The organism is Paenibacillus sp. FSL R10-2736 (genome assembly GCF_038000245.1).
GTDB lineage: Bacteria > Bacillota > Bacilli > Paenibacillales > Paenibacillaceae > Paenibacillus_AQ > Paenibacillus_AQ phytohabitans.
In genome coordinates, this window is sequence record NZ_JBBOBN010000001.1 from 2214797 (window position 1) to 2239588 (window position 24792).

19 protein-coding genes are annotated in these 24792 nt (G+C 48.9%); 18 read left to right on the plus strand and 1 reads right to left on the minus strand.

Annotated elements, in window-relative coordinates; translation table 11 throughout:
* Window positions 1-145 precede the first annotated feature (145 nt).
* The 17 genes from adhE (at window position 146) to NSQ73_RS09270 (ending at window position 22945) form a co-directional block, all read left to right on the plus strand.
* Window positions 146-2767: a bifunctional acetaldehyde-CoA/alcohol dehydrogenase gene (gene adhE, locus NSQ73_RS09190; RefSeq protein WP_340986224.1), complete on the plus strand. Its 2622-nt coding sequence runs from the start codon at window positions 146-148 to the stop codon at window positions 2765-2767.
* A gap of 259 nt (window positions 2768-3026) precedes the next feature.
* Window positions 3027-5288 carry a formate C-acetyltransferase gene (gene pflB, locus NSQ73_RS09195; protein ID WP_039295439.1) on the plus strand — a complete coding sequence of 754 codons (2262 nt, stop codon included), beginning with the start codon at window positions 3027-3029 and terminating at the stop codon, window positions 5286-5288.
* Between the two features lie 120 nt (window positions 5289-5408).
* Window positions 5409-6146: a pyruvate formate-lyase-activating protein gene (gene pflA / locus NSQ73_RS09200; RefSeq protein ID WP_039295441.1), complete on the plus strand. Its 738-nt coding sequence runs from the start codon at window positions 5409-5411 to the stop codon at window positions 6144-6146.
* Window positions 6147-6519: 373 nt separating this feature from the next.
* Window positions 6520-7923, plus strand: coding sequence for an ABC transporter substrate-binding protein (locus NSQ73_RS09205; protein ID WP_042138759.1), 1404 nt, complete (start codon window positions 6520-6522; stop codon window positions 7921-7923).
* Window positions 7924-8094: 171 nt separating this feature from the next.
* The gene (locus tag NSQ73_RS09210; protein ID WP_039295444.1) at window positions 8095-8979 is read left to right on the plus strand and encodes a carbohydrate ABC transporter permease; all 885 of its coding nucleotides are present in this window, start codon (window positions 8095-8097) and stop codon (window positions 8977-8979) included.
* Window positions 8979-9806, plus strand: a complete 828-nt coding sequence (locus tag NSQ73_RS09215) for a carbohydrate ABC transporter permease (RefSeq protein WP_039295446.1) — start codon at window positions 8979-8981, stop codon at window positions 9804-9806. The genes NSQ73_RS09210 and NSQ73_RS09215 overlap by 1 nt, the downstream gene beginning before the upstream one ends.
* 27 nt (window positions 9807-9833) lie before the next feature.
* The gene (locus NSQ73_RS09220) at window positions 9834-11687 is read left to right on the plus strand and encodes a cache domain-containing sensor histidine kinase (RefSeq protein WP_340986225.1); all 1854 of its coding nucleotides are present in this window, start codon (window positions 9834-9836) and stop codon (window positions 11685-11687) included.
* Complete coding sequence (locus tag NSQ73_RS09225) at window positions 11665-12456, plus strand: response regulator transcription factor (protein ID WP_076245640.1); 792 nt, start codon at window positions 11665-11667, stop codon at window positions 12454-12456. The genes NSQ73_RS09220 and NSQ73_RS09225 overlap by 23 nt, the downstream gene beginning before the upstream one ends.
* 344 nt (window positions 12457-12800) lie before the next feature.
* A complete protein-coding gene (locus NSQ73_RS09230) occupies window positions 12801-15113 on the plus strand; it encodes a copper amine oxidase N-terminal domain-containing protein (RefSeq protein ID WP_340986226.1) in 2313 nt (770 codons plus the stop codon).
* 232 nt (window positions 15114-15345) lie between these two features.
* Window positions 15346-15807: a Fur family transcriptional regulator gene (locus tag NSQ73_RS09235; RefSeq protein ID WP_340986227.1), complete on the plus strand. Its 462-nt coding sequence runs from the start codon at window positions 15346-15348 to the stop codon at window positions 15805-15807.
* Between the two features lie 2 nt (window positions 15808-15809).
* Entirely contained in the window at window positions 15810-16073 is a 264-nt protein-coding gene (gene yidD / locus NSQ73_RS09240) for a membrane protein insertion efficiency factor YidD (RefSeq protein ID WP_340986228.1), read from the plus strand.
* Window positions 16074-16528: 455 nt separating this feature from the next.
* Complete coding sequence (gene metG, locus NSQ73_RS09245) at window positions 16529-18562, plus strand: methionine--tRNA ligase (RefSeq protein WP_340986229.1); 2034 nt, start codon at window positions 16529-16531, stop codon at window positions 18560-18562.
* 224 nt (window positions 18563-18786) lie between these two features.
* On the plus strand, window positions 18787-19755 hold the full coding sequence (locus NSQ73_RS09250) for a metal ABC transporter solute-binding protein, Zn/Mn family (RefSeq protein ID WP_340986230.1): 969 nt from the start codon (window positions 18787-18789) through the stop codon (window positions 19753-19755).
* A 34-nt stretch (window positions 19756-19789) separates the two neighbouring features.
* Entirely contained in the window at window positions 19790-20539 is a 750-nt protein-coding gene (locus NSQ73_RS09255) for a metal ABC transporter ATP-binding protein (protein ID WP_042138751.1), read from the plus strand.
* A gap of 573 nt (window positions 20540-21112) precedes the next feature.
* A complete protein-coding gene (locus NSQ73_RS09260; RefSeq protein WP_340986231.1) occupies window positions 21113-21301 on the plus strand; it encodes a hypothetical protein in 189 nt (62 codons plus the stop codon).
* A gap of 39 nt (window positions 21302-21340) precedes the next feature.
* Window positions 21341-22144: a metal ABC transporter permease gene (locus tag NSQ73_RS09265; RefSeq protein ID WP_042138749.1), complete on the plus strand. Its 804-nt coding sequence runs from the start codon at window positions 21341-21343 to the stop codon at window positions 22142-22144.
* An 87-nt stretch (window positions 22145-22231) separates the two neighbouring features.
* Window positions 22232-22945, plus strand: coding sequence for a cytochrome c biogenesis protein CcdA (locus NSQ73_RS09270; protein WP_171716779.1), 714 nt, complete (start codon window positions 22232-22234; stop codon window positions 22943-22945).
* 9 nt (window positions 22946-22954) lie between these two features.
* Here NSQ73_RS09270 and splB read toward each other — a convergent pair whose 3' ends face one another.
* Window positions 22955-24031 (minus strand): spore photoproduct lyase, encoded by a 1077-nt coding sequence (splB, locus tag NSQ73_RS09275; protein WP_171716778.1) that lies wholly within the window; start codon window positions 24029-24031, stop codon window positions 22955-22957.
* A gap of 192 nt (window positions 24032-24223) precedes the next feature.
* On the opposite strand from splB, the gene mntR reads away from it, so the two are divergent.
* Window positions 24224-24649 carry a transcriptional regulator MntR gene (gene mntR / locus NSQ73_RS09280; protein ID WP_039295471.1) on the plus strand — a complete coding sequence of 142 codons (426 nt, stop codon included), beginning with the start codon at window positions 24224-24226 and terminating at the stop codon, window positions 24647-24649.
* Window positions 24650-24792 lie beyond the last annotated feature (143 nt).

Below are 24792 nucleotides of genomic sequence, written 5' to 3' on the forward strand. Positions count from 1 at the left end.
AATATGATCGAATGAAAGCGCTTTGAAAACAAATCAAAAAAAACTTTATACTTTGTGAAAGATTTCACTATACAAGGTGAAAAGGATATGATAAGATAAATGTGTAGAGAAAAACAACCTAAAAATTGACAGGAGGACGAGGGAGATGGCAGTTAAAAACGAAGTCGCCGCCCAAGTGAAACAAACCACCGCTGAAGAATATATTCAGACTTTGGTGGATAAAGCAAAGAAAGCTCATGAAGCGTTCATGGGACTGGATCAAGAGCAAACTAACACAATCGTTCATGCAATGGCGTTGGCCGGACTCGACAAACATATGTACCTGGCTAAGCTGGCCGTTGAAGAAACAGGACGCGGTGTCTATGAAGACAAAATTACGAAGAACATCTTCTCAACTGAATATATCTGGCACGGAATTAAGTACGACAAGACAGTAGGCGTTATTGAGGATAACGTTTATGACAGCTTCCAGAAGATTGCTGAGCCTGTCGGAATCATTATGGGTATCACACCGGTAACCAACCCAACATCCACCACGATGTTTAAAGCTTTGATTTCCGCTAAGACACGTAACCCTATTATATTCGGATTCCACCCTTCAGCGCAAGAGTGTAGTGCGGCAGCCGCCAAAATTCTACATGATGCAGGTGTGAAGGCTGGCGCTCCTGAGAACTTCATCCAATGGATCGAACTTCCGACCATGGACAAAACAAACGCACTGATGAACAATCCTGACGTTGCACTGATTCTGGCAACCGGCGGATCGGCAATGGTTAAAGCGGCTTACAGCTGCGGCAAACCGGCACTCGGCGTAGGTCCTGGTAACGTTCCTGCTTTCATTGAGAAGAGTGCTGACATTGATCAGGCAGTGACAGACATTATCCTTTCCAAAACATTTGATAATGGTATGATCTGTGCTTCCGAGCAAGCGGTTATCATTGAAGAAGCTATTTTTGACCAAGTGAAGAAGAAGATGATTGCGAACGGCTGCTACTTTGTAAACAAAGAAGAAGCTGCCAAGCTGACAAGCGGCGCAATGAATGTAGAAAAATGTGCGGTTAACCCGGCTATCGTCGGCCAATCCGCTGTGAAGATCGCTGAAATGTGCGGAATTCAGGTTCCTGCCGGCACGAAGATCCTGGTAGCTGAACTTGAAGGCGTAGGTACTAAATATCCGTTGTCCGCTGAGAAGCTGAGCCCGGTTCTGGCTTGCTACAAAGTGAAGAACGCAGACCAGGGTATCGAACGCGCAGCTGAAATCGTTGAATTTGGCGGCATGGGCCACAGCTCGGCTATCCACTCGAACAACGAAGAAGTAATCATGAAGTTCTCCAACCGTCTGCAAACCGGACGTATTCTCGTCAACTCGCCATCTACACACGGCGCAATCGGCGATCTCTACAATACTAATATCCCTTCCCTGACACTGGGCTGCGGATCTTATGGACGCAACTCTGTATCGCAAAACGTGACTGCAATCAATCTGATCAACGTGAAAAGGGTGAACCGTCGTACCGTGAATATGCAATGGTTTAAAGTGCCTGACAAGATTTACTTCGAAAAGGGATCCACTCAGTACCTGGCTAAAATGCCTGACATCACACGGGTTGCGATCATCACTGACCCAATGATGGTTAAGCTTGGATATGTTGAGAGAGTTGAGCATTACCTGCGTCAACGCCAGACTCCAGTAGCGATTGAAGTGTTCTCGGAAGTTGAACCGGATCCATCGACAACTACTGTAGAAAAAGGTACAGCCATGATGAACAGATTCCAGCCGGACTGCATCATCGCACTCGGCGGCGGTTCCCCTATGGATGCTGCCAAAGGAATGTGGTTGTTCTATGAACACCCGGATGCAGACTTCAACGGTCTGAAACAGAAGTTCATGGATATCCGCAAACGGGTATACAAATTCCCTAAGCTCGGTAACAAAGCTAAATTCGTTGCGATTCCAACAACTTCCGGTACTGGTTCCGAAGTAACATCGTTCGCAGTTATCACAGACAAGACTACGGGTAATAATACTAAGTACCCGCTGGCTGATTATGAGCTGACTCCAGACGTGGCAATTATCGATCCTGAATTTGTATATAGCTTGCCTAAAACAGCTGTTGCCGATACAGGTATGGACGTATTGACACATGCGATCGAAGCTTATGTATCTGTAATGGCCAGTGATTATTCCGATGGTCTGGCTATCAAGGCTATTCAGCTGGTGTTCCAGTACCTGGAAAAATCCGCATTGCAAGCTGACAAGGTTGCCCGCGAAAAAATGCACAACGCTTCGACACTTGCCGGTATGGCATTTGCTAATGCATTCCTGGGTATCAACCACAGCTTGGCGCACAAATGGGGCGGTCAATACCACACGGCTCACGGTCGTACCAATGCTATCCTGATGCCGCACGTTATCCGTTACAATGCTAAGAAACCAACGAAGTTCGCTGCGTTCCCTAAATATTCGCACTTTGTAGCTGACGAACGGTATGCTGAGATCGCCCGCATTCTAGGATTGCCTGCACGCACTACCGAAGAAGGCGTAACCAGCCTGATCAATGCAATCCGCGACATGAACAAAAAACTCGGCATCGAAGAATCCTTCTCGGCTCTCGGCTTCGATCCTAAGGATTTCGAATCCCGTGTAGATTACCTGGCCGACCGTGCATTTGAAGACCAATGTACAACTGCCAACCCTAAGCTGCCGCTGGTAACTGAGCTTGCCGATGTTTACCGCAACGCATTCTACGGAAGATTCGATAACTAATTTAAGATTGTCTGGAAAAGAATAAGGTTAGGTTAATATGGAACTGGATGGAAGTGACAAATATCACCGAAAGAGTGATATTTGTCACAGTCCTTTTTCAGAAAATAAACTAAAATGTTTATATAAACAAAGATCCCAGTTATGAAGCCGCGATTGTGAATTTTATAACAACCAATAGCTATGGGATCACGAGACACGGGATTAACCTTCAAGCCCGCGATCTCTACAAATATACTAAATATAAATGGAGGGATTTAGCATGTCGGTGATTGAAAGAGAAGTACAAGAGGTTAAGTCGGGTTGGAGAAGTTTTACTAAGGGTACATGGGCTAAGAAAGTTGACGTTAATAACTTTATTGCCAAGAACATCAAGCCTTATGAAGGAAATGAAGAATTCCTGGTAGGTCCTACCAGCAACACCACTGAACTGTGGAAGATTATCTCCCAGCTTAGCAAGGAAGAAAGAGAAAGAGGCGGCGTATGGGATGTATCCCTCGATACTGTCTCCACGATCACTTCCCACAATCCAGGCTACATCGACAAGGACAAGGAACAAATTGTCGGCGTTCAGACTGATGCTCCTTTCAGACGTTCCATTCAACCGTTCGGCGGTATCAAAATGATGATCGACGCCACTAAAGCTTATGGCTTCGAGCTTCCGCAAAATATCGTTGACATGTTCACGAACATCCGCAAAACGCATAACCAAGGCGTATTTGATGCATATACACCAGACATGAGAGCTGTGCGTAAATCCGGCGTAATTACAGGTCTTCCTGATGCTTATGGCCGCGGACGTATCATCGGCGACTATCGCCGTATTGCTCTGTATGGTATTGATTTCCTGATTAAAGACAAGAAGCAACAATTGACTGAGCTTGAAGTAGATTCCATGACAGAAGAAGTAATTCGTCTGCGTGAAGAGCTGTCCGAGCAAATGCGTGCTCTGGGCGAACTGAAACAAATGGCTGCTGCTCATGGTCTTGATATTTCGAAACCAGCTAATAACTTCAAAGAAGCTACTCAATGGGTATACTTCGGTTATCTGGCTGCAGTTAAAGAGCAAAACGGTGCGGCAATGTCCCTCGGACGCGTATCCTCTTTCCTTGATATCTATGTACAACGTGATTTCGAAGAAGGTACTCTTACTGAAGAGCAAGCACAAGAAATCGTTGACCATTTCGTAATGAAACTGCGTATCGTGAAATTCCTGCGTACGCCTGACTATAATGATCTGTTCTCCGGCGACCCTACTTGGGTAACTGAATCCATCGGTGGTATGGCTGAAGACGGAACAACACGCGTAACCAAGAACAGCTTCCGTTTCCTGCATACCCTGTACAACCTGGGTCCTGCACCAGAGCCGAACCTGACCGTACTGTGGTCCGAAAAGCTGCCTGAAGGCTTCAAAAAATATTGTGCTAAGGTTTCCATTGAAACCAGTGCAATCCAATATGAGAACGATGATGTAATGCGTCCATACTGGGGTGAAGATTACGCGATTGCCTGCTGCGTATCCCCAATGCGTATCGGTAAACAAATGCAGTTCTTCGGTGCCCGTGCCAACCTGGCAAAAGCCCTGTTGTATGCAATCAACGGCGGTAAGGATGAAAAATCCGGCGCTCAGGTAGGTCCTGAATATCCGGCGATCACTTCCGAATACCTTGATTACGACGAAGTAATGAAACGCTTCAAACCAATGATGGAATGGCTGGCTAAGACTTATGTCAACACGCTGAACATCATTCACTACATGCATGACAAATATTCTTATGAACGTATCGAAATGGCGCTGCATGACCGCGACATTCTGCGTACTATGGCTTGCGGTATTGCCGGTCTGTCCGTTGCTGCCGACTCCCTGAGCGCAATTAAATACGCTAAGGTTAAACCGATCCGCAACGAAGAAGGTATTGCTATCGACTTCGAAACTGAAGGTGAATTCCCTTGCTACGGTAACAACGACGACGCTGTTGACAACATCGCGGTTGAACTGGTTGAAACCTTCATGAGCATGATCCGTAAAAACAAAACTTACCGTGATGCTGTACCGACTCAATCGGTATTGACTATCACTTCGAACGTTGTATATGGTAAGAAGACTGGTACTACTCCTGATGGACGTAAAAAAGGCGAACCGTTCGCACCTGGTGCTAACCCAATGCACGGACGCGACAAGAAGGGTGCACTTGCTTCCCTGAACTCTGTTGCTAAACTGCCTTACTCTGATGCACAGGATGGTATCTCCAACACATTCTCAATCGTTCCTAAGGCTCTGGGTAAAGACGAAGAATCCCGTAAGTCCAACCTGGTATTCATGATGGACGGATACTTCCACAACAATGCTCAGCACTTGAACGTTAACGTATTTAACCGTGAGCAGCTGATTGATGCAATGGATCACCCTGAGAACTACCCACAATTGACCATTCGCGTATCCGGCTATGCAGTTAACTTCATCAAGCTGACCCGCGAACAACAGTTGGATGTTATCAACCGTACGTTCCACGATTCCATGTAAGATTTGTTCTTACAGATCAAGAATTAAAATAAATCAAAGAGCTGCCGCCCTTGCAAGAGGGCGGTACACTCTTGTTTAAAAGTAATTAAAATTTTAAGCTTTTTGAAAGGATGACATCTCATGCTTAAAGGACATATCCACTCCTTAGAAACTTTTGGAACGGTGGATGGCCCGGGTATCCGCTTCGTGCTTTTTATGCAGGGCTGCCTACTTAAGTGTCAGTATTGCCACAACCCGGATACCTGGGGATTGAATGAAGGCAAGGAAATGACCGTTGAAGAAGTGCTGGCGGAAATTGAACCTTACCTGAATTATTATAAAACTTCCGGCGGCGGACTTACCGTATCCGGCGGGGAACCCACGCTGCAGGCGCATTTCGTCAAACAGCTGTTCACCGAAGTGAAGAAACGCTGGAATTTGCATACTACGCTTGATACTAACGGCTATAATGATGGTTCGAAAATCAGCGACTTGCTGGATGTTACCGATCTTGTACTGCTGGATCTGAAACATATCGATGATGAAGCTCATATTAAGCTGACTGGCAAATCCAACGACCGTACCTTAAAGCTTGCCCGCTGGTTGTCAGATAATAACCGTAAAATGTGGATCCGCCACGTATACGTTCCCGGCATTCATAATAAGGAAGAGGATCTGCAGAATCTCGGCCGGTTCATTGGCACACTCAATGGAGTAGAGAAGTTCGAAATCCTGCCTTATCATGTAATGGGCATTTATAAATGGAAAGAGCTTGGCCGTCCCTACGAGCTTGAAGGGGTGGAGTCACCGGACGAAGAAGAAGTGCAGCGTGCATACCGGCTGATTGAAGAGGGCCGTAAACAGTCTGCTCTGGTATAAATTCATACACAATATATAACGAAAGCGGAGCTTCCAGTCTGAGGAGTTTCGCTTTTTTTGATGTACGGTGAAGTGAATCCGCTTAATGAATATAAATTATTATCTTGAGTTCATATACATAGTAACATGTGGAATTGATGATATTTGCAGTTTTGATGTATAAGTATTCTGACGTGAAAATATAGTGAATTGCCTTTTTGAAAGTTATTGTGTAATGAAATGTAACTCATTTATGTCACAAAACACAACTGGATTCGCTTACATTAGAGTATTTTATCCCTATTGTAGATGAATCTTAACCTTACGATTACAATCAGGGTTTTCTATAATAAGAGTTGTAAGGGAAACCATTAAATAGGGAGGGTCACCCGTAATGAGAAAAAGCTTAACTATGCTGTTGTCCCTGATGTTCGTTACCTCAGCGCTGCTGACAGGTTGTGGAGGCAACAATAATAATGCTGCTGCAACGGAAGAACCGGCTGCAACGAATGAGGCCGCTGCAACCAATGCTGCTGCAACCGAAGAACCGGTTAGTGCTGAACCTTTTGAAATGACGGTCCGTCATACTCAGGTAGGTGCAGATAAACAGAAACGTCTGGCGATCCTGGAGGATGTAGTCGGCAAGGTACAGGAAGAAGTACCGGGGTTGACCTTCAAGCTCGATGGAGTTGATTCGGATGTAAACCGTAAAGAGAAGCTGCGCGGGGAAATGGCAGCCGGGAATCCGCCGGAGATCTTCGACCTGTTCGGCAGTCCGGATTCCAAGATCTACGCCAAAGAAGGTAAGCTGCTTGATCTGACGCCGATTCTCGATGAGTTAGGCATTAAAGACAAATTCTCCAACCTGGATCCATTTACTTATGAAGGTAAAATCTACGGCCTGCCAATCGGCGGCTCAGGTGAAGGGTTCTTCTACAATAAAGAATACTATGACAGCAAGGGCTGGAAGGCTCCAGCCACCTTCGCTGAGCTGGAACAGCAGCTGGCTGATATCAAGGCTGACGGCAAAGTGCCGCTTGCCGGTGCTTCCAAGGCTGGCTGGGTACCACTTATGCTCGCCAACCATCTCTGGTCACGTTATGCCGGACCGGATGTTACAGCGAAGTTCGCTACGGGCGAAGCTAAGTGGAATGATCCTAATGTAGTCAAAGGCTTTGCGAAATACAAGGAATGGGTAGACAAAGGCTACTTCAAGAAAGGCGAGCTCGGCTTCGAGTATGCTGAATATACAACCCAGTTCACCAGCGGTGAAGCGATCCTGATGTATGACGGCACATGGAAGTCCTCTGTATTCAAAGCCGGACAATCCGGTGAAGGTCTGATCGGTAAAGTCGGATTCTTCAATATTCCGGCGGTAGACGGCGGAGTGGGGGATCAGACGGCACTCATGCGTGATGTGAACAACGGCTATGGCTTCTCGGCTTCTGCAGGTGAAGATGAACGTCAACTCGCAGCAGTGAAATCATTCATTAAGAATATGTTCAATGAAGAAATGCAGCTGCGCGGTCTGGTGGAAGATGGCGTGCTGCCGGCTATGAAGATTGATCAGGCGGTACTGACTGAGAATATCACCGATGATCTGATGAGTGAGATTGTAGCAGTACTCAACAGCTCCCAGTCCTCCTTCCCGGCATTTGACTCTCTGGTGCAGGCAGATGTGACTACTGAGATCAGTAATATCCAGATTCAAAGCCTGATTGGCGGACAGACCACTCCTGAGAAGATGGGCGATGCCCTGCAGAAGATTCAGGAAGAAGCCAACGCAGCAGTAGAATAAGAGGCGGTAAATTGAATGTACCCTGGTGCTTGCTCCAGGGTACATTTTTAAAAGACAAGACTTTATATGCTTCGGGGTCCCCGCAAAGTACCTGAGTAAGCTTCGAAGCCAAAGCCCCACTTTGTGGGGTTGTTTTAAAATGTGAGATGTCTAAGCAACTTGGAGGTAGTCATGAATAAGGCACTAAGAAATCCTCTGGTGTTCATTCTGTTCGTTATTCCGGCACTGGTTCTGTTCATTATGTTCTTCATTTACCCCATTTTCAGTTCACTCTACTATAGCTTCACCAGCTGGAACGGTGTATCAGATACCGTGAAATACGCCGGACTGGATAACTTCAAAAAAGCCCTGGGAGATGAACGCTTCTGGGTGTCTGTTAAAAATAACGGCTGGTTCATTCTGTTCTCCGTATGCATTCAGGTGCCGCTGATTGTCTTCTTCTCCTTATTAATCGCTAATGTGAAGAAGCTGAAGGGCCTTTACAAGACAGCAGTATTCATGCCATCCATTATGTCTACTGCAGTTATCGGTATTCTGTGGGGCTTCATTTATGAGCCGAATATCGGCTTGTTCAACAAAGTGCTCGGCCTTGTCGGCATTGAGCCTGTCTACTGGCTGTCGGATGAGCGGTTCGCCATGCTGTCGATTCTGATTACGAATGCTTGGCAATGGACCGGATTCTACATTGTAATGGTGCTGGCGGCCATTCTCTCCATCCCCGGTGAATTGGATGAGGCTGCGGCCATCGACGGCGCTACGGGCTTCCAGCGCGCTACACGCATCACTTTGCCGCTGATTGTTCCCATTATCTCGGTAGTAATCATGCTCTCTATTGCCGGAGCGATGAAGGCCGCAGATATCGTCATTGTTATGACCAAAGGCGGCCCGGCAGGATCAACTGAGGTTATGGCCACCTATATGATTAAATATGCGATCACCAATTTCAAATATGGGTACGGCAATACCATTGCAGTTCTGATCTTTATGTTCACGCTTGTGGTTACAGCTCTCTATCAGCTGCTGTTTGCCCGTCGTAATGAAAGGATTGAATACTGATGCCGCGCCTCAAGAAAAGCTTACCTCACGTTGCCCTGCTCGGATACCTGATCGTTGTACTCTTTCCGTTTCTCTTTGTCCTGTTCTCCTCGGTGAAGAAGGATAACAATGCGATCGCCCTGAATCCGTTCGGGATTCCGAAGACCTTCGAATTCTCGAACTACGTTGAAGCATGGGTGAACGCCAAGATCAGCACATACTTTTTTAACAGCTTATATATTTCGATCCTGTCATCGGTGGTATCCATTCTGTTGGCTTCTATGTTTGCCTTCGCGGTTACGCGGATGCGCCAGGGAAAATGGAACAAGATTCTGTTCTCGCTGGTCCTGATCGGCATGCTGATTCCGAACAATGCACTGATGCTGCCTATTTACACGATTGTCCGCAAGCTTCATATTCTCAATACACACTGGGCACTGATAATTCCTTATATCGCCAATGCAATTCCATTCACGATTATTATCCTGGCAGCATTCATGCGCTCACTTCCCAGTGAAATTGAAGAAGCGGCGGTCATGGATGGCTTGAAGGCTCCGGGTATCTTTGCTAGAATTATTGTACCTTTGACAGTTCCAGCCATGGTTACAGTCTTCATTGTTAATTTCCTGGGAAATTGGAACGAGTTTCTGTTGGCTAACTATTTCCTCTCTAATGACGAGCTGCGCACGCTTCCGGTGGGCATGGTTCAATTCCGTGATCAATACCAGATGAACTACGCGCAAATGTCGGCGGGTATTGTCTACAGCGTGGTCCCGGTCATCGTCATTTATGCTATTTTGCAGGAGAAGATTATTGAAGGCGTAACGGCAGGCAGTGTAAAAGGATAACCCTATTCATGTCAGGAGCATGGGCCGATGAATTTGCGCTACAAATTATTTACGGCATTTCTGGGCCTGATTATCATTCCCTTATTCATTCTTGGCATGATTATGTTCTTCGTTACTTATAATTCGATAGAGAAGAAGTACAGCCAGCAGTCCGAATATTCACTTAAGGCGATCAGTTACAGCATTTCGAATGTGTTTAAGGATATGGACAATGTGACAGACAACGGAATTGCCACCTCGGTCTTTCATATGGCACTTAGCGCGGATGATCCCTCCAAACAGGATTTGACCGATGCCGAGCAGCTCAGCCTGAACGCCAGCCAGCGCAATTTCCGTAGTCTGCTCTATAATCATCCGTCGATCAGCTATGCCTTTCTCTATAATTTTAATGGAAAAGGCAGCTCGGAGATCGTATCGGTCTTCACCAAAGAAAATTTCCGCACTCTCCCCTATGACAAGTTCAAAGGTAGCGATCTCTACCAGGAGGTTATGAAGCTCAACGGGGTTCCGAAATGGCTGGCACCGCATGAGTATCCCGAACTGACGGGAACGGAGGCTGTATTTACGCAGATCCGGCTGATTAAGGAGCTTAGCTTTTTTCAGAACATCGGCATTCTGGTAGTCCAGATCAAGAATTGGGAGTTCGAATCCATATTCCGCAACCTCAAGATCGGGGACAGCAGCCAGAAGGTATCCTTTATGCTGGTCAACGATGACGGGATGATCCTGCTTGACCCGGACAGGCAGCTGGACGGACAGGATTTCCGCGCCTTTACTACGAAGGATATTACCTTTAAGCCGGGCTTCCAGAGCTACAGAACCCAGTTTGACGGCGAAAAGAGCATTCTGTCAGTCTACCACCTGAAGGGCTATCCCTGGAGCCTGGTTTCTGTGACCTCCTGGGGCTCGCTGTCCCGTGAAGTAACTGTGTTTGCCCGCTGGTTTGTGGTGGTTATGTTTCTGTGCCTGCTCGGTGCAGTGATCTTCAATCTGTTCTTCATGAACCGGATTACAGGCGGGATTGCTGTGATCGTCCGCTTCATGCGCCGGGTGGAGGATGGAGACCTGACAACCCGGGTCGAGGAGAAGGGCAGTGACGAAATGACGCTGCTCGCCAGAGGCTTCAATGACCTCATGGACAAAATCAATTTATTATTTAACAGGGTCAATGAAGAGCAGCGGCGCAAAAATCAGGCGGAAATGCGCGTGCTGCAGGCGCAGATCAAACCGCATTTTCTGTTCAATACGCTGGAATCCATCAATGTGCTGGCTGTGCAGAATGAAGGGCGCAAGGTCAGTGAGATGGTCTACAGGCTGGCCAGTATTCTGCGGATCAGTATCCAGGACAGGGATGAAATAACGCTGGAAGAAGAGGTTAAGCATCTGCGCAACTATCTGGATATTCAGAAATTCCGGTTCGAGGATTTGTTCGATTACGAGCTTGAGGTCCCGGAGGAGCTGCTGGGCTGCGGGATTCTGAAGCTTACGCTGCAGCCGCTGGTCGAGAACAGCATTCAGCATGGTTTTGAAGGGATCAGCTACAAAGGTCTGGTAAGCGTTAAGGTCTGGGAAGAACGGGGAAATCTGATTCTGCGGATTCAGGATAACGGGATCGGCATGACTCCGTCCCAGCTGTCCATGTTTCAGTATATGGTTAATGATCCGGCGGAGCAGAAGCCTGAAGGCAAACCGCAACACGGAATTCATCTGGAACGGAGGGGGCTTGGCGTTCGCAGTGTAGCTGACCGAATCCGTATAGAATACGGAGGCAGATATGGGATTTTCATCTGTGCGAGTCCTGGTGAAGGAACAATTATCCAGTGCGTCATACCTAAATACGGGCAGGGGGAAGATCATTATGCTAAAGGTATTATTGGTTGACGATGAGGCGCCTATCCTGAACAATCTCAACAAAGTGCTGCCTTGGCATGACATGGGGATGGAGGTTACGGGGATGGCCCGCAGCGGAATGGAAGCTCTGCGTATCGCTGAAGAGGAGACGCCCGATCTGGTGCTGTGTGACATCCGTATGCCGGTGATGGACGGACTTACATTCATCGGCAAGCTGCGTGAGATGGGGCTGGAGAGTGAGGTGCTGCTGCTAAGCGGCTACCAGGAGTTTGATTATGCGCGCGAGGCCATCCGCCTTGGTGTGAAGGAATATATCTGCAAGCCGATACATTATGAGGAGCTTGGCAACAAGGTGCGGGAGATCGGAGCTCGGATCCGCAGCAAACAGTATAAGGATAAACTGTATAACAGTATTCCCTTGTTTCAGGAGATGCCTGTACCCGAGGATTCCGCCAAAAAAACACCGGATCAATTGATGAGCCAGGCGGCGAATTATATTACCGAGCGGCTGAGCTATGACCTGGGCATTGAAGAGGTGGCGAACCGGATCGGCATCAGCAGCAGCTATTTCTGCCTGCTCTTCAAGAACCGCTTCGCGATGACCTTCGTGGAGTATGTAACGTTGCAGAGGATTGAAGCCGCCAAATTCATGCTGGCCAGCAGCGACAAAAGCATTACTGCGATCAGCTCGGGAGTGGGTTACCAGGAGCGGCGTTATTTCACCAAGGTATTCCAGAAACAGACGGGGATGTCCCCTAAGGAGTACCGCGATAAACACAAGGCTGCCGAAGCCCGCTAAGGGTAAGGGTAAAGGGAAGCCGGAGATTATATCCTGTCTGGTACAATAACTGAATTCAATGCTGCTTGTTCTGGCGGCGTACACCAAGATTGTCCCGGGATGGGGATGATCTTTTTTTGTGAAAATGGATTTCTAATGGAAATAAATGGATAATCTTTGATTTTTCTTTACAGTGAATGAAACTTTTCGGAGTTGCCTGCGTCTAATACTATGTTTTGTAAAATGAACGTGGCAAATAATTCTGCCGTCCTGTAGAGGGCGGTTGCGTTTTTGCGGGGAATATAAGGTGAAGAAAGAAAGATAACGCCTTATACACTACAATTGGGAGCAGAAGGAGTCGTACAATGAATTTGAAAAAAATGATCTTAGTGGCAGTATTGGCCGTTTCACAAACCGCAGCAGCGGTTCCGGCCTTTGCAATTCCTGCCAGCACACAAAGTATCACAGGCAATGTTGCCGCAGCGGTGAATACCACGCAGACGGTTGTAACACAGGAGGAGCCCTCGGCTACAGATCCATTGCCTCCATTAGTCACTGAGGCGCCTGCAGGTACAGTTACGCCAACACCAACACCGATCCCAGCAGCAACAGCAGTTCCTGCAGCGACAGCAGTTCCGGTAGTGCCGGCAGCAACACCAACACCACTTCCGGCAGTAACCCAGGCTCCTGTTGATGGTGTTGTGCCAACAGATGCTGCTATTCCAACGGCAACTCCGCTTCCTGGCAGTACTCAAGTGTTGCAGCCGACAACAACTTCAGGTCTGACCACTTCCGCCACTGGCGGGGGCCAGCTCATCCTGATGATGAACAGCAACAAAATGTACAGAAACGGTACACCGTATACTGCCAACCAGCCGATGGCTGTCAAGAACGGGGTCTCGTATGTATCGATCCGTGCAATGGTAGAAATGGTCGGAGTAAGCTATACCTACGACTACAAAACCAAGGAAGTTATCGTTACTAAAGGCACCAGTATTATGCGCTTCAAGACCGACAGTAAGATCTATACGGTAAATGGCGCCAAGAATACTATGAAAGGCCCGGCCTACCAGTTCAAGGGCACCTTCATGGTTCCTTTAACCTCCATTACGTATGCGCTGAATATTCCTTATACGGTGGACAATGTGCAGAAGCGTGTCATTCTTACGCTGAACACGAAGCCGACAGCATCCTTTACAGTCCAACCAACTGAGATTTATGCAGGTCAAACGACTGTGAATTATGTTACTTCGTATTCTTCACCGAATGGTACGCCGATGGCTGAAGAACAATGGGGCGGCAACAAACTGGATATGTACGATCAGCCGGGATTCTATACCGTAACTTATTCTGTACGTGATGCGAATAATTTGTGGAGTGATCCTTACTCTGTAACGATCCAGGTGCTGCAGCCAAATCAGCCGCCTGTGGCCCAGTTCACGACTGATAAAGATGAATACAAAATGGGTGAGCCGGTAATTCTGACAGATACCAGCTATGACCCCGAGTATGAAGAATTAACGACCACCTGGAGCAACCGTGGCCTGGCCTATTTCAACCCCGGTCCTACGTCCATCCAGCTGACAGTAACTGATAAGCATGGTCTTAGCAGCACTTTTGAGAAGACCATTAACATTACAAGCGAACAACTGTATACCCAGGATGAAGTAGCGAAGCTGTTCACTATTCCAGGGGATGTTCTGACGTTTGACGGCGGATTGATCCCGGGACTTCCTAACCTGCCGTACAATCTTTCATCTGACAGTTATACGCTGATCCGCAGTAACAGCCCTGAAACGGTTAATACAGAGGGTGTGCTGTACCGCGAGACTTCCGTAGGGAAGACACGTTTCCTGGTACACCATATGAACAATATGACTACACGACAGAAGCTGTATGTGATCGCCACGAACAACGGCATATATCCGGCGACGATTTCGACCGAATACTCAGGTATTGCCGGTCCGGTAACTTCTCCGGAATATACAGGCAGAATTTCGATTCAGAAATACTACAATTCCATGATTACAGGTTCAAGTGCATCCCAAATCGTCCTGCAGCCGGGCCAAAGTGTACCGATCCTGACGGATCTGAACAAGATTGCCATGAAACCGAAAGAGGTGCTCTCACTCAGCGCCGATCTGATTAGTGATTATCCTATTCTATATAATGTGGTAATGGTTGAGCAGACTAAAGATCCGGTAGCTGTGCTGCCGACACTGCCAATTCTTGACCGCGACGGCGTGCATAACCGGGGAACGTATCCGGATTCAACACGCATCATCAACGTGACTGATGTAGTAGGCACAACACAATCCAAGCTGATCCTGGGGGATAATAAAAATGACCTCAATCTGATTGGTATTGATCCGATGACTGGAACAGAGGCTTCTAATTCCGGGAACTTCGGTGTACTGTACAAAATCGTTCTGGACCGTGTGGCAGCAAACACACTGATCACCTTCAACCCGCGTGGAGGTAATTATCTGGGTTCGTTACTGGTGAACGGAACGATTGTGAATCTGCCGAACAAGGGAAGCTTGTCCAGCTCGGACATGAATGCAGTAGTCTTCCGTACCGGCGAATATGAAGGTCCGGTCGATATTACCTTCTCCGTAGCTTCCGGCAGCAATCTGCCTGTAAACTTTGTGTTTACTCCACTTCCGGCCAAAAAATAAATATAACTTCAATGCAAAGCAAACGGCAGCGTTCCTGAGGGGACGGCTGCCGTTTTTTTTAGTGTGAAATCATGGAATATAAGCTTCTGCTTTGCAGTGTTATTTTGCGCTATGCACCCGCAGGAATGTGGAGCAGGCTGCAGGACAGGCACACTTCATTGACGGGGCAGTACTTTTGGGGCATTATAAAGAGAGTGCAATACAAACGACCTATGTTATGGGAGATGAGCGAATGCTGTCGACAGAACAAATACTGGAAGCCATGTCGGGGCAGGGACTGCGAATCACCGATCAGCGCAAAACGCTTGCCAGGTTATTCGGCGAGAATACGGGGTATTTGTCTGCGAAGGATGTATATGAGCATATGGGCCGCAAATACAGCGGACTCAGCTTCGATACGGTCTACCGCAACCTGCGTGTCATGGAGGAGCTTGGTGTGCTGGAGCAGATTGTCTTTGAAGACGGTGTCAAATTCAAAGCAAGCTGCAGTCAGGACCACCACCATCATCATATGATTTGTCTTCAGTGTATGAAGACTTACCCGATTCATTTCTGTCCGATGAATTTAACAGATACACCGGATCAATTCCGGGTGGTCAAGCATAAATTTGAGGTGTTCGGTTACTGCAAGGACTGTGAACAGGGCCGCGAAGAAGAGTCCGCCGTAGCTGCTCACAGCAAAGAAGGCCGCTGAATATGGCTACCTTAAGAAGAACGGTCCAGGCTCCAATCCGGGTCTACCGCAGGTTCATATCGCCGCTTAAGCCGGCAACCTGCCGGTTCTATCCGACTTGTTCAGCCTATGCGCTTGAAGCTATTGAGGTCCATGGACCGCTGAAGGGCTCATGGCTGGCTGCAAGGCGGATCGCCCGCTGCCATCCCTTTCATCCGGGAGGGCTGGACCCGGTGCCGCCGCGCAAAGAGCAATCACCAGGAGATGAGCCTGTTCATACGACTTGACATGAGCCGCTGTGATGGGTATATTTTGAATAATAAGCAATATTCCGAGGAACGGATGAGTAAATGTGGACAACCATTACAGAGAGCCGGGGCTGCTGGAAGCCGGTATGGGATGCCAGATTGAATATGGTCCGGGAGGAACTGTGTTCGAGCGGGAGCCTTGTAGTTGCGGCTTGCGTAAGATAACGGCGTGTTCCAGCGTTAATGGACAGTTCCGCAAGGGACTGGCGAAGCCTGTGCTCTGTGAGGAGCCGGGGAACTTTGGGTGGTATCGCGTGAGTTTACTCTCGCCCCATATAGGGGCGGGAGTTTTTTGTGTCAAAATATAAGAATGTATTTGCTGCGCAAGATGACTTTTCCTTCTATTTCTCGCTGAAACGGTACCGTCCTTATAAAAGGACGGCAAAGCCGCTTCCACTTGATATGAGAAGGTATAACGAAGGGATGACAATGTAATGAGTGAGAACAAAACCTTTTATTTAACTACACCGATCTATTATCCGAGCGATAAGCTGCATATCGGACATGCGTATTCAACGGTGGCCGGTGATGCGATGGCCCGCTACAAGCGTCTGCGTGGCTATGAGGTCCGTTATCTGACTGGAACGGATGAGCATGGGCAGAAGATCGAAGAGAAGGCTGGCAAGGCCGGTAAGACCCCTCAGGAGTTCGTTGACGGAATTGTCGTAGGTATTAAGGATCTGTGGCGCAAGCTGGATATCTCCAATGATGATTTCATCCGTACCACCGAGGAGCGTCACAAGAAAGTGGTGGCGGATATTTTTGACCGCCTGCTGAAGCAGGGCGACATCTACAAAGGGGAATACGAAGGCTGGTACTGTATTTCGGATGAGACCTTCTACACCGAGACACAGCTAGTGGACATTGAACGGGATGCAAACGGCAATATTACCGGCGGCAAAAGTCCGGACAGCGGACATCCGGTTGAACTGGTCAAGGAAGAAAGCTACTTCTTCCGCATGAGCAAGTATGCCGACCGCCTGCTGCAGTTCTACGAAGAGAATCCGGAATTCATCCTGCCGGAATCGCGCAAGAATGAGATGATTAACAACTTTATCAAGCCGGGCCTTGAGGATCTGGCCGTATCCCGTACGACCTTTGACTGGGGCGTTAAGGTAAAAGGTGATGAGAAGCATGTAGTGTACGTATGGATTGATGCACTTACCAACTACATTACGGCTCTCGGCTATGGCTCGGAAGACCGCAGCCTGTATGATAAGTTCTGGCCTGCGGATGTGCACATTGTCGGTAAGGAGATTGTCCGTTTCCACACGATCTACTGGCCGATCATTCTGATGGCGCTCGGTGAACCGCTGCCGAAGAAGGTGTTCGCGCACGGCTGGCTGCTAATGAAGGACGGCAAAATGTCCAAATCCAAAGGCAATGTCGTTGATCCGGTTACTTTAATCGACCGCTATGGTCTGGATGCCCTGCGTTATTATCTGCTGCGCGAAGTTCCTTTCGGTTCGGATGGAACCTTCACACCGGAGAGCTTCGTGGACCGCATCAACTATGATCTGGCCAACGACCTGGGCAATCTGCTGAACCGGACCGGGGCGATGGTAGAGAAATATTTCGCTGGTGAGCTTCCTGCTTATGCAGGCCAGGTGACGGCATTTGACGGGGAACTGGAATCGGTAGTGCAGAGCACCTATGTCAAAGTAGAAGAAGCGATGGAGAAAATGGAATTCTCCGTAGCCCTGACCGCGATTGGCGCTCTGATCAGCCGGACGAACAAATATATCGACGAAACCCAGCCATGGGTGCTGGCTAAGGATGAGAGCAGAACCGGCGAGCTGGCTTCGGTGATGAGACATCTGGTAGAGGGACTGCGCACTGCGTCCATCCTGCTGCAGCCGTTCCTGACCGGGGCTCCGGCGAAGATCTGGGAGCAGCTGGGCATTCAGCCGGGCGAGCTGACCACCTGGGAGAGCGGCAAATCATTCGGCCTGATTCCAGCGGGAACCAAGCTGGCCAAGGGCGACCCGATCTTCCCGCGCCTGGACGTGGCGCAGGAAGTGGCGTACATCGCCGAAGCGATGGGAGCCGGTAAGCCTGCAGAAGCAGCTGCGGAAGCTGCGCCTGCAGGGGCTGCTGTGACGCCGGATGCGGCAGCTGCCGATCCGGAGGAAGAGGAGCATAAGGAAGAAATCGGCATCGACGATTTCGCCAAAGCAGAGCTGCGCGTAGCCCAGGTCATCGCCTGCGAGCCGGTGAAGAAGGCGGACAAGCTGCTGAAGCTGCAGCTCGATCTTGGATACGAGCAGCGCCAGGTCGTATCGGGCATTGCCAAGTTCTACACACCGGAAGAGCTGGTGGGACGCAAGGTGATCTGCATCGTGAACCTGAAGCCGGTGAAGCTGCGCGGCGAGCTGTCGCAGGGGATGATCCTGGCAGCCTCCAAGGGTGACCAGCTGACGATCGCCACCGTGCCGGACAGCATGCCGAACGGTGCCATTGTGAAATAAGCCAAGCTGCATAGTTGAATGATCTGAACGATCCCCGTGTGCTTTAATGCAGCGGGGATTGTTTTAGTGTAAATAGAGAATATTCGTTATTAGGTGCTGCTTAAGCATAAGCGGCTTCAGTCTAAGTACCGGGAGGCTGGCTGTAAGATCAGAGTTGACTTATCGTAACGATTACTATTATAATTCTCATAGTAAATTTTACGATTTAAGGGGTCGATAGAGAAATGTTATATAGAAGCTTGCATAAGGGGCTTTTACTCGTTGTTACCATACTGCTGCTAATGATGCTTGCCGCATGCGGTCCTAAGAGCAGCGGAAGTATCGTCGAGGGAAAAGTGAATGTCATCACTACTTTTTATCCTATATATGAATTTGCCAGTGAAATCGGCGGGGAAGATATCAACGCGATCAATCTGCTTCCGGTGGGGGTAGAGCCGCATGACTGGACGCCGCGCAGCCAGGATATCATTAATACCTCGAAGGCACAACTGTTCCTGTATAACGGAGCAGGACTGGAGGGCTGGGTGCCCAATTTCCTCAAAAGCCTCGACAGTGACAGTGAAGCCAAGGCTGTAGAAGTCAGCCAAGGGGTTGATCTGATTATGACCAACGAGGAAGACGGTCATGATCATGGCCATGAGGATGAAGGAGCAGAACACAGCGATAGCCTGCACACGGACCCGCACACCTGGGTAAGTCCGAAGTCGGCGCTCGTGATGGCGAAGAACATCAAGGAAAGCCTGCAGTCCGTTGATCCTGGGCATTCCGCAGGTTATGAAGAACGGTACCAGAAGCTGGTTGAACGCTTGAGTGCGCTCGACAGCAAGTTTACCGAGGAACTGGGCAAGCTGCCGAATAAAGAGATCGTAGTCTCTCATCAGGCCTTCTCATATCTGGCGCGTGATTACGGTCTGTCACAGCACGCTATTATGGGGCTGTCACCGGATGCCGAACCAAGGGGACAGGATCTGCTCGATCTGGCGGCATTGGTCAAAGAAGAGGGCATCCGATACATTTTCTTCGAAGAACTAGTATCCGACAAGTTGGCTAAGACACTGGCTGGTGAAACCGGCGTGTCCACGATGGTGCTGAATCCGGTAGAGGGTCTGACTGAAGCCCAGGAGAAGAATGGCGACAACTATTTCACACTAATGGAGAAAAATTTGCAAAATCTCATTCTGGCTTTACAATAATAAGGAAAGTATAAGTTGAAAGGTGGTACTTCACATGCAACCGGTATCCCTGGACTGCCATCAGCATATGATCGAAATACAGGATTTGTCCTTCTCCTATGGGGAACAGAAGGTAATCTCCAATCTGGATTATACAGTGAAAGAACGCGATTTCCTGGGCATCATCGGTTCCAACGGTGCCGGCAAGACTACGCTGCTCAAGATGATTGTCGGTCTGCTGCCTGCTACCAGCGGGGAGATCAAATTATTCGGGCAGCCGGTCCGGAAGTTCAAGGACTGGGAACGGATCGGTTATGTTCCGCAGAAGAATGCCTTCAATCCGCTGTTCCCGGCTACCGTGCGTGAAGTGGTATTGTCAGGCCTGTACAATAACAAGAATCTGATCCGTCGCGTGTCCAAAGCCCAGCACCGCCAGTGTGAGGATGCGCTTGAAGTGATGCGGATTCAGGATATCGCGGAGAAAAGAGTCGGCCAGCTATCCGGCGGCCAGCAGCAGCGGGTTTTTCTGGCCCGCGCCCTGATCAACCATCCGGATCTGCTGATCCTCGATGAGCCTACGGTCGGTATTGATGCCGAGACGCAGGCCGGATTCTTCGACCTGATCATGCATATGCATGCCCATCACCACATGACCTTCCTGATGGTGTCGCATGACATTGACATGATTAAGAATTATCTCGGCAACGAGCCTGTGCAGAAGAACGGCAAGATCAATTTCTATTGCCGCCATTCTCATGATGTTCAGGACTGCGTTGTCGATAACCTGCAGCATACACTCTCTTGAATAAAGGGAGCGCAGATGTGTTTCAGACATTCTGCAAATTAGCTTCTCATGCATCCTAAAGATAGCTGTATTTCGTACAGTTATTTTTAGATTGTAGGCGCGGATTTAAGCTATAACTGTAGTTTGTACACTTATATTTGCGGAAAACAGGCGATAATCCGCTTACCCCTCTTTATAATTGTATGAAATACACTTATTTTCCTGATCTGGTTCTAAATAAGACAAATAGTTGTATAAAGTACATTTAAACGGCTTGATTCCAACGGACAAGGCTCTTCTGCCCTGCTCTTAGTTGTCTCCTGGGTCGTCCATTGTACAACATCGGACGGCCTATCGATCTTATCTTTTGCACTTGATTCTTTTGCACTTGATTCTTTTGCACTTGATCTTTTGTACTTGATCTTAAAATGTAGATAGATCCTGCATAAAGTTAAGCGTATCCCGCAAGGAGGCAAAGCGGTCCTACCTCAACGTCCCTAAGCAGCGAAAGTCCGACGTCCCACGCCAATTGCACTTAAACGGGTGTCCAGAGGGCAGAGCCCTTGGGGCCCTCCCTTGGAAGGGAGGGTTTGGGTGGGATCGAAAGGTTTGGGATCGAAAGGTTTGGGATCGAAAGGTTTGGGATCGAAAAGGTTTGGGTCGAAAAGGTTTGGATCTAAAAGTTTTGATCTTAAAGGTTTTAATCTAAAAGGTTTTGATCTAAAAGGTTTTGATCTAAAAGGTTTTGATCTAAAAGGTTTTGATCTAAAGGTTTTGATCTAAAGTCTCGAAAAGGTTTGATCATAAAAGGAGAAAAATATCTTGGAAATTCTATTTAGTGACTTTTTCCAGCGGGCGCTGGCCGGCGGCCTGATGATTGGGATTACCGCGCCGCTGATAGGCGTGTTCCTGGTGCTGCGGCGCCTGTCGATGATCGGAGACACGCTGGCCCATGTGACCATCGCCGGGGTGGCGCTTGGCTTCCTGACGGGCTTCTACCCGCTTGGAGCGGGGCTGATCTTTGCCGTAGTGGCCTCGTTTGCGATTGAGAAGCTGCGCAAGGCGTACAAAAGCTACGCCGAACTCTCCATTGCCATCATCATGTCGGGCGGGGTGGCGCTGGCTTCGCTTTTTTTCACCCTGGGCAAAGGCTATAATGCGGATGTGATGAGTTACCTGTTCGGCAGCATTTACACGCTGAATAACACCGATCTGATTGTAGTAGGTATCGTTACCATTGCGGTTGTGGTTGTAGTTTCGCTGTTCTTCAAAGAGTTCTTCCTGCTCAGCTTTGAGGAGGATGCAGCCAGTGTCAGCGGACTGCCTGTGAAGCTGCTTAATATGCTGATAACCGTGTTGACCGCGCTGGTAATCAGTACGGCGATCAAAATTGTCGGCTCGCTATTGGTATCTGCACTCCTGACCATTCCTGTGGCGATCAGTTTGCTGCTGTCCCGAAGCTTCAAGTCTTCAGTCATCCTGTCCGTGATTATCGCTGAGATCGCCGTAGTCGGCGGACTTGTCATTGCCGGTGTGTGGAATCTGGCTCCCGGAGCCACCATTGTTCTGCTCCTGATTGCACTGCTGACACTAACACTGATCGGCAAAAAAGGCCTGCCAGCCTAAAGGCTGAAGCATCCAGCGGCCTAAACTACATATGCTTGAATACTGCCTTCGTGAACTGAACCCGAGTAGGGAAGGAGAGATGCGCCAGTGTCCAACCTGAATGCAGGAATCGCTTTTGCCGCCGGAGTGGCGTCGTTCATATCGCCTTGCTGTCTGCCGCTCTACCCGTCCTATCTATCTTATATTACCGGATTGTCGGTGCAGGAGCTGAAGAGTGGGGGAAACAGCAAAGAGGTCCGTTTCCGGACCCTCTCGCATACGCTGGCCTTTATATTGGGCTTCTCGGCTGTGTTCTATACCCTTGGTTTCGGGGCCGGACTGTTTGGTGAATTCTTCAACGGCCAGCGGGATCTGATCCGCCAGTTGTCGGCTATTCTGATTATTGTAATGGGGCTGTTCCTGCTCGGTATTTTTCAGCCGCAGTTTCTGCTCCGGGAGCGCAAGCTGGAGCTGAAATGGAAGCCTGCGGGATATCTGGGCTCGTTTATCTTCGGCATCGGCTTCTCAGCGGGCTGGTCACCGTGCATCGGCCCCATTTTGACGGCGATTATTGCCCTTTCTGCCAGTGATCCGGGAACCTGGTTTACGTTAATTACGGCTTACAGCATCGGGTTTGCGCTGCCGTTCTTCGGACTTGCTTTTTTCCTGGGCGGCGCGCGGAAGATCCTGAAATATTCCAATCTGCTGATGAAGCTTGGCGGCACACTGATGGTGTTCATGGGCATTCTGCTGTTCACCGACCAGATGTTCCGGATAACGATCTGGCTGCAGGGGGTTACGCCGGAGTGGCTGATTTTCTAAGTCTAAATGTTAAGTGAAATAATCAATAGCCGCTTCCGGAAAATGTTCAAAAATCCGCTCTGTGATGAATTCGCGCAGGGCGGTTTGCTGTTCATCAGGGTAGACATATTTGTTCTGGCCCCATTTGCCCCATTTCTTCTTGCGCTTCTCGATATCCATCTCCAGCTTGGATTTCGGATAACGTTTCTCGATCACGGTTTTGGCCGTCTTGGTGAACCTGTGCTGGATCATTTCAAAAGTAAGACCCTTGCCAATTCCCGGCGGCAGCGTACGGGCCAGCTTCTCCAGCAGCTCGGCATAGCCTTCTTCCCAGCCGTCATGCCAGATGATCGGAGCGATGATGAAGCCAAGCGGATAACCGGCACGGGCAATCTGACCGGCAGCCTCAATCCGCTCCTCGAACCGGGAGGTGGCCGGCTCAAAATTCTTAATTACATAATCAGCGTTCACGCTGAAGCGTACGCGGGTATGGCCGTTATGCTTCAGTCCAAGCAAGGGCTCAACATGCTGATACTTCGTCACGAAGCGCAGCCGCCCGAGCGGCTCTTCGGCCATGAATTCAATTAGCTCCGTAAGCGAACCGGTGATATGCTCCAGCCCCAGCGGGTCCGAGGTACAGGCAGCTTCGAAGGTGGTAATCTCAGGGGCACGCTCGCCGATATATTTTTTGGCCGCATCGATGATGTCTCCAGTGTTTACATATACACGGATGTAAGGCTTGGAACCCAATGTAGTCTGAAGGTAACAATAATGGCAGTGGCCCATACAGCCGGTGGCAATCGGAATCGCATAATCGGCAGACGGCTTGGACTGGTCAAAAGTCAGCGTTTTGCGGAGACCGACGACAAGTGTTCTTTTAGCGATTTTGTATTGCTCCACTTCGGTTTCGCCGGGCAGATTGGTGATCCGGTTATGCGAAGTGGTCATACGGAAGGGAATGTTGCGGGCCTTGACCCACTCCATAATCCGCTCCCCTTTGGGATAATTCAAGGCATCCGGTTCGAAAAAAACCAGCTCCGGAATGAAGAGACCCGTCGGCTTCCGCGGTCTTTTGGCAGGAGGGCGTTCAGGGGTAACTACGTTCATGAATTCACGCTCCTTATAGATGAGGATACCGTTATTGTGCCGTTAAGCGGGTGAATGAAATCATGGTAAACATCGCTAAGCGGAGAAGCGGGAGACCTGTAGGACTTGCCAAGGAGCGGCAGAAACATGTATCATTGTTAGAGCAAGGCCCGGCCCCATCGCCACGCTCAATATAGAAAAGAGGTAAAGTTAATGCCAACACCCAGCATGGAGGATTATTTGGAGCGCATATACAAGCTCATCGATGAGAAGGGTTATGCGCGGGTCTCGGATATTGCCGAGGGACTGGAAGTACACCCCTCCTCTGTGACCAAGATGATCCAAAAACTGGATAAGGACGAATATCTCATCTATGAGAAATATCGTGGGCTTGTCCTAACAAGCAAAGGAAAAAAAGTGGGAAAACGTCTTGTGGACCGCCATCAGCTGCTGGAGGAATTCCTCGGGCTTATTGGAGTTCAGCAAGAACATATTTATAAGGATGTTGAAGGCATTGAGCATCATTTGAGCTGGGATTCTATCACCCGGATCGAGACACTAGTGGAGTACTTCCGCCGGGATGAAGCGCGTCTGCAGACCTTATACGATATTCACCATGAAATGGTCAGTGATTCATAATTTTGGCTGTTTTTGTTTGATTAGCGCAACCTTTCCAGTTTTATTACGTCAAAACGGATACCGTTCCTTTTTCACCTAAGGAAGGACTCCGTTTACTAAAGAAACGGCCTTCTCCCTGATTCAAGGACGAGAAGGCCGTTTCT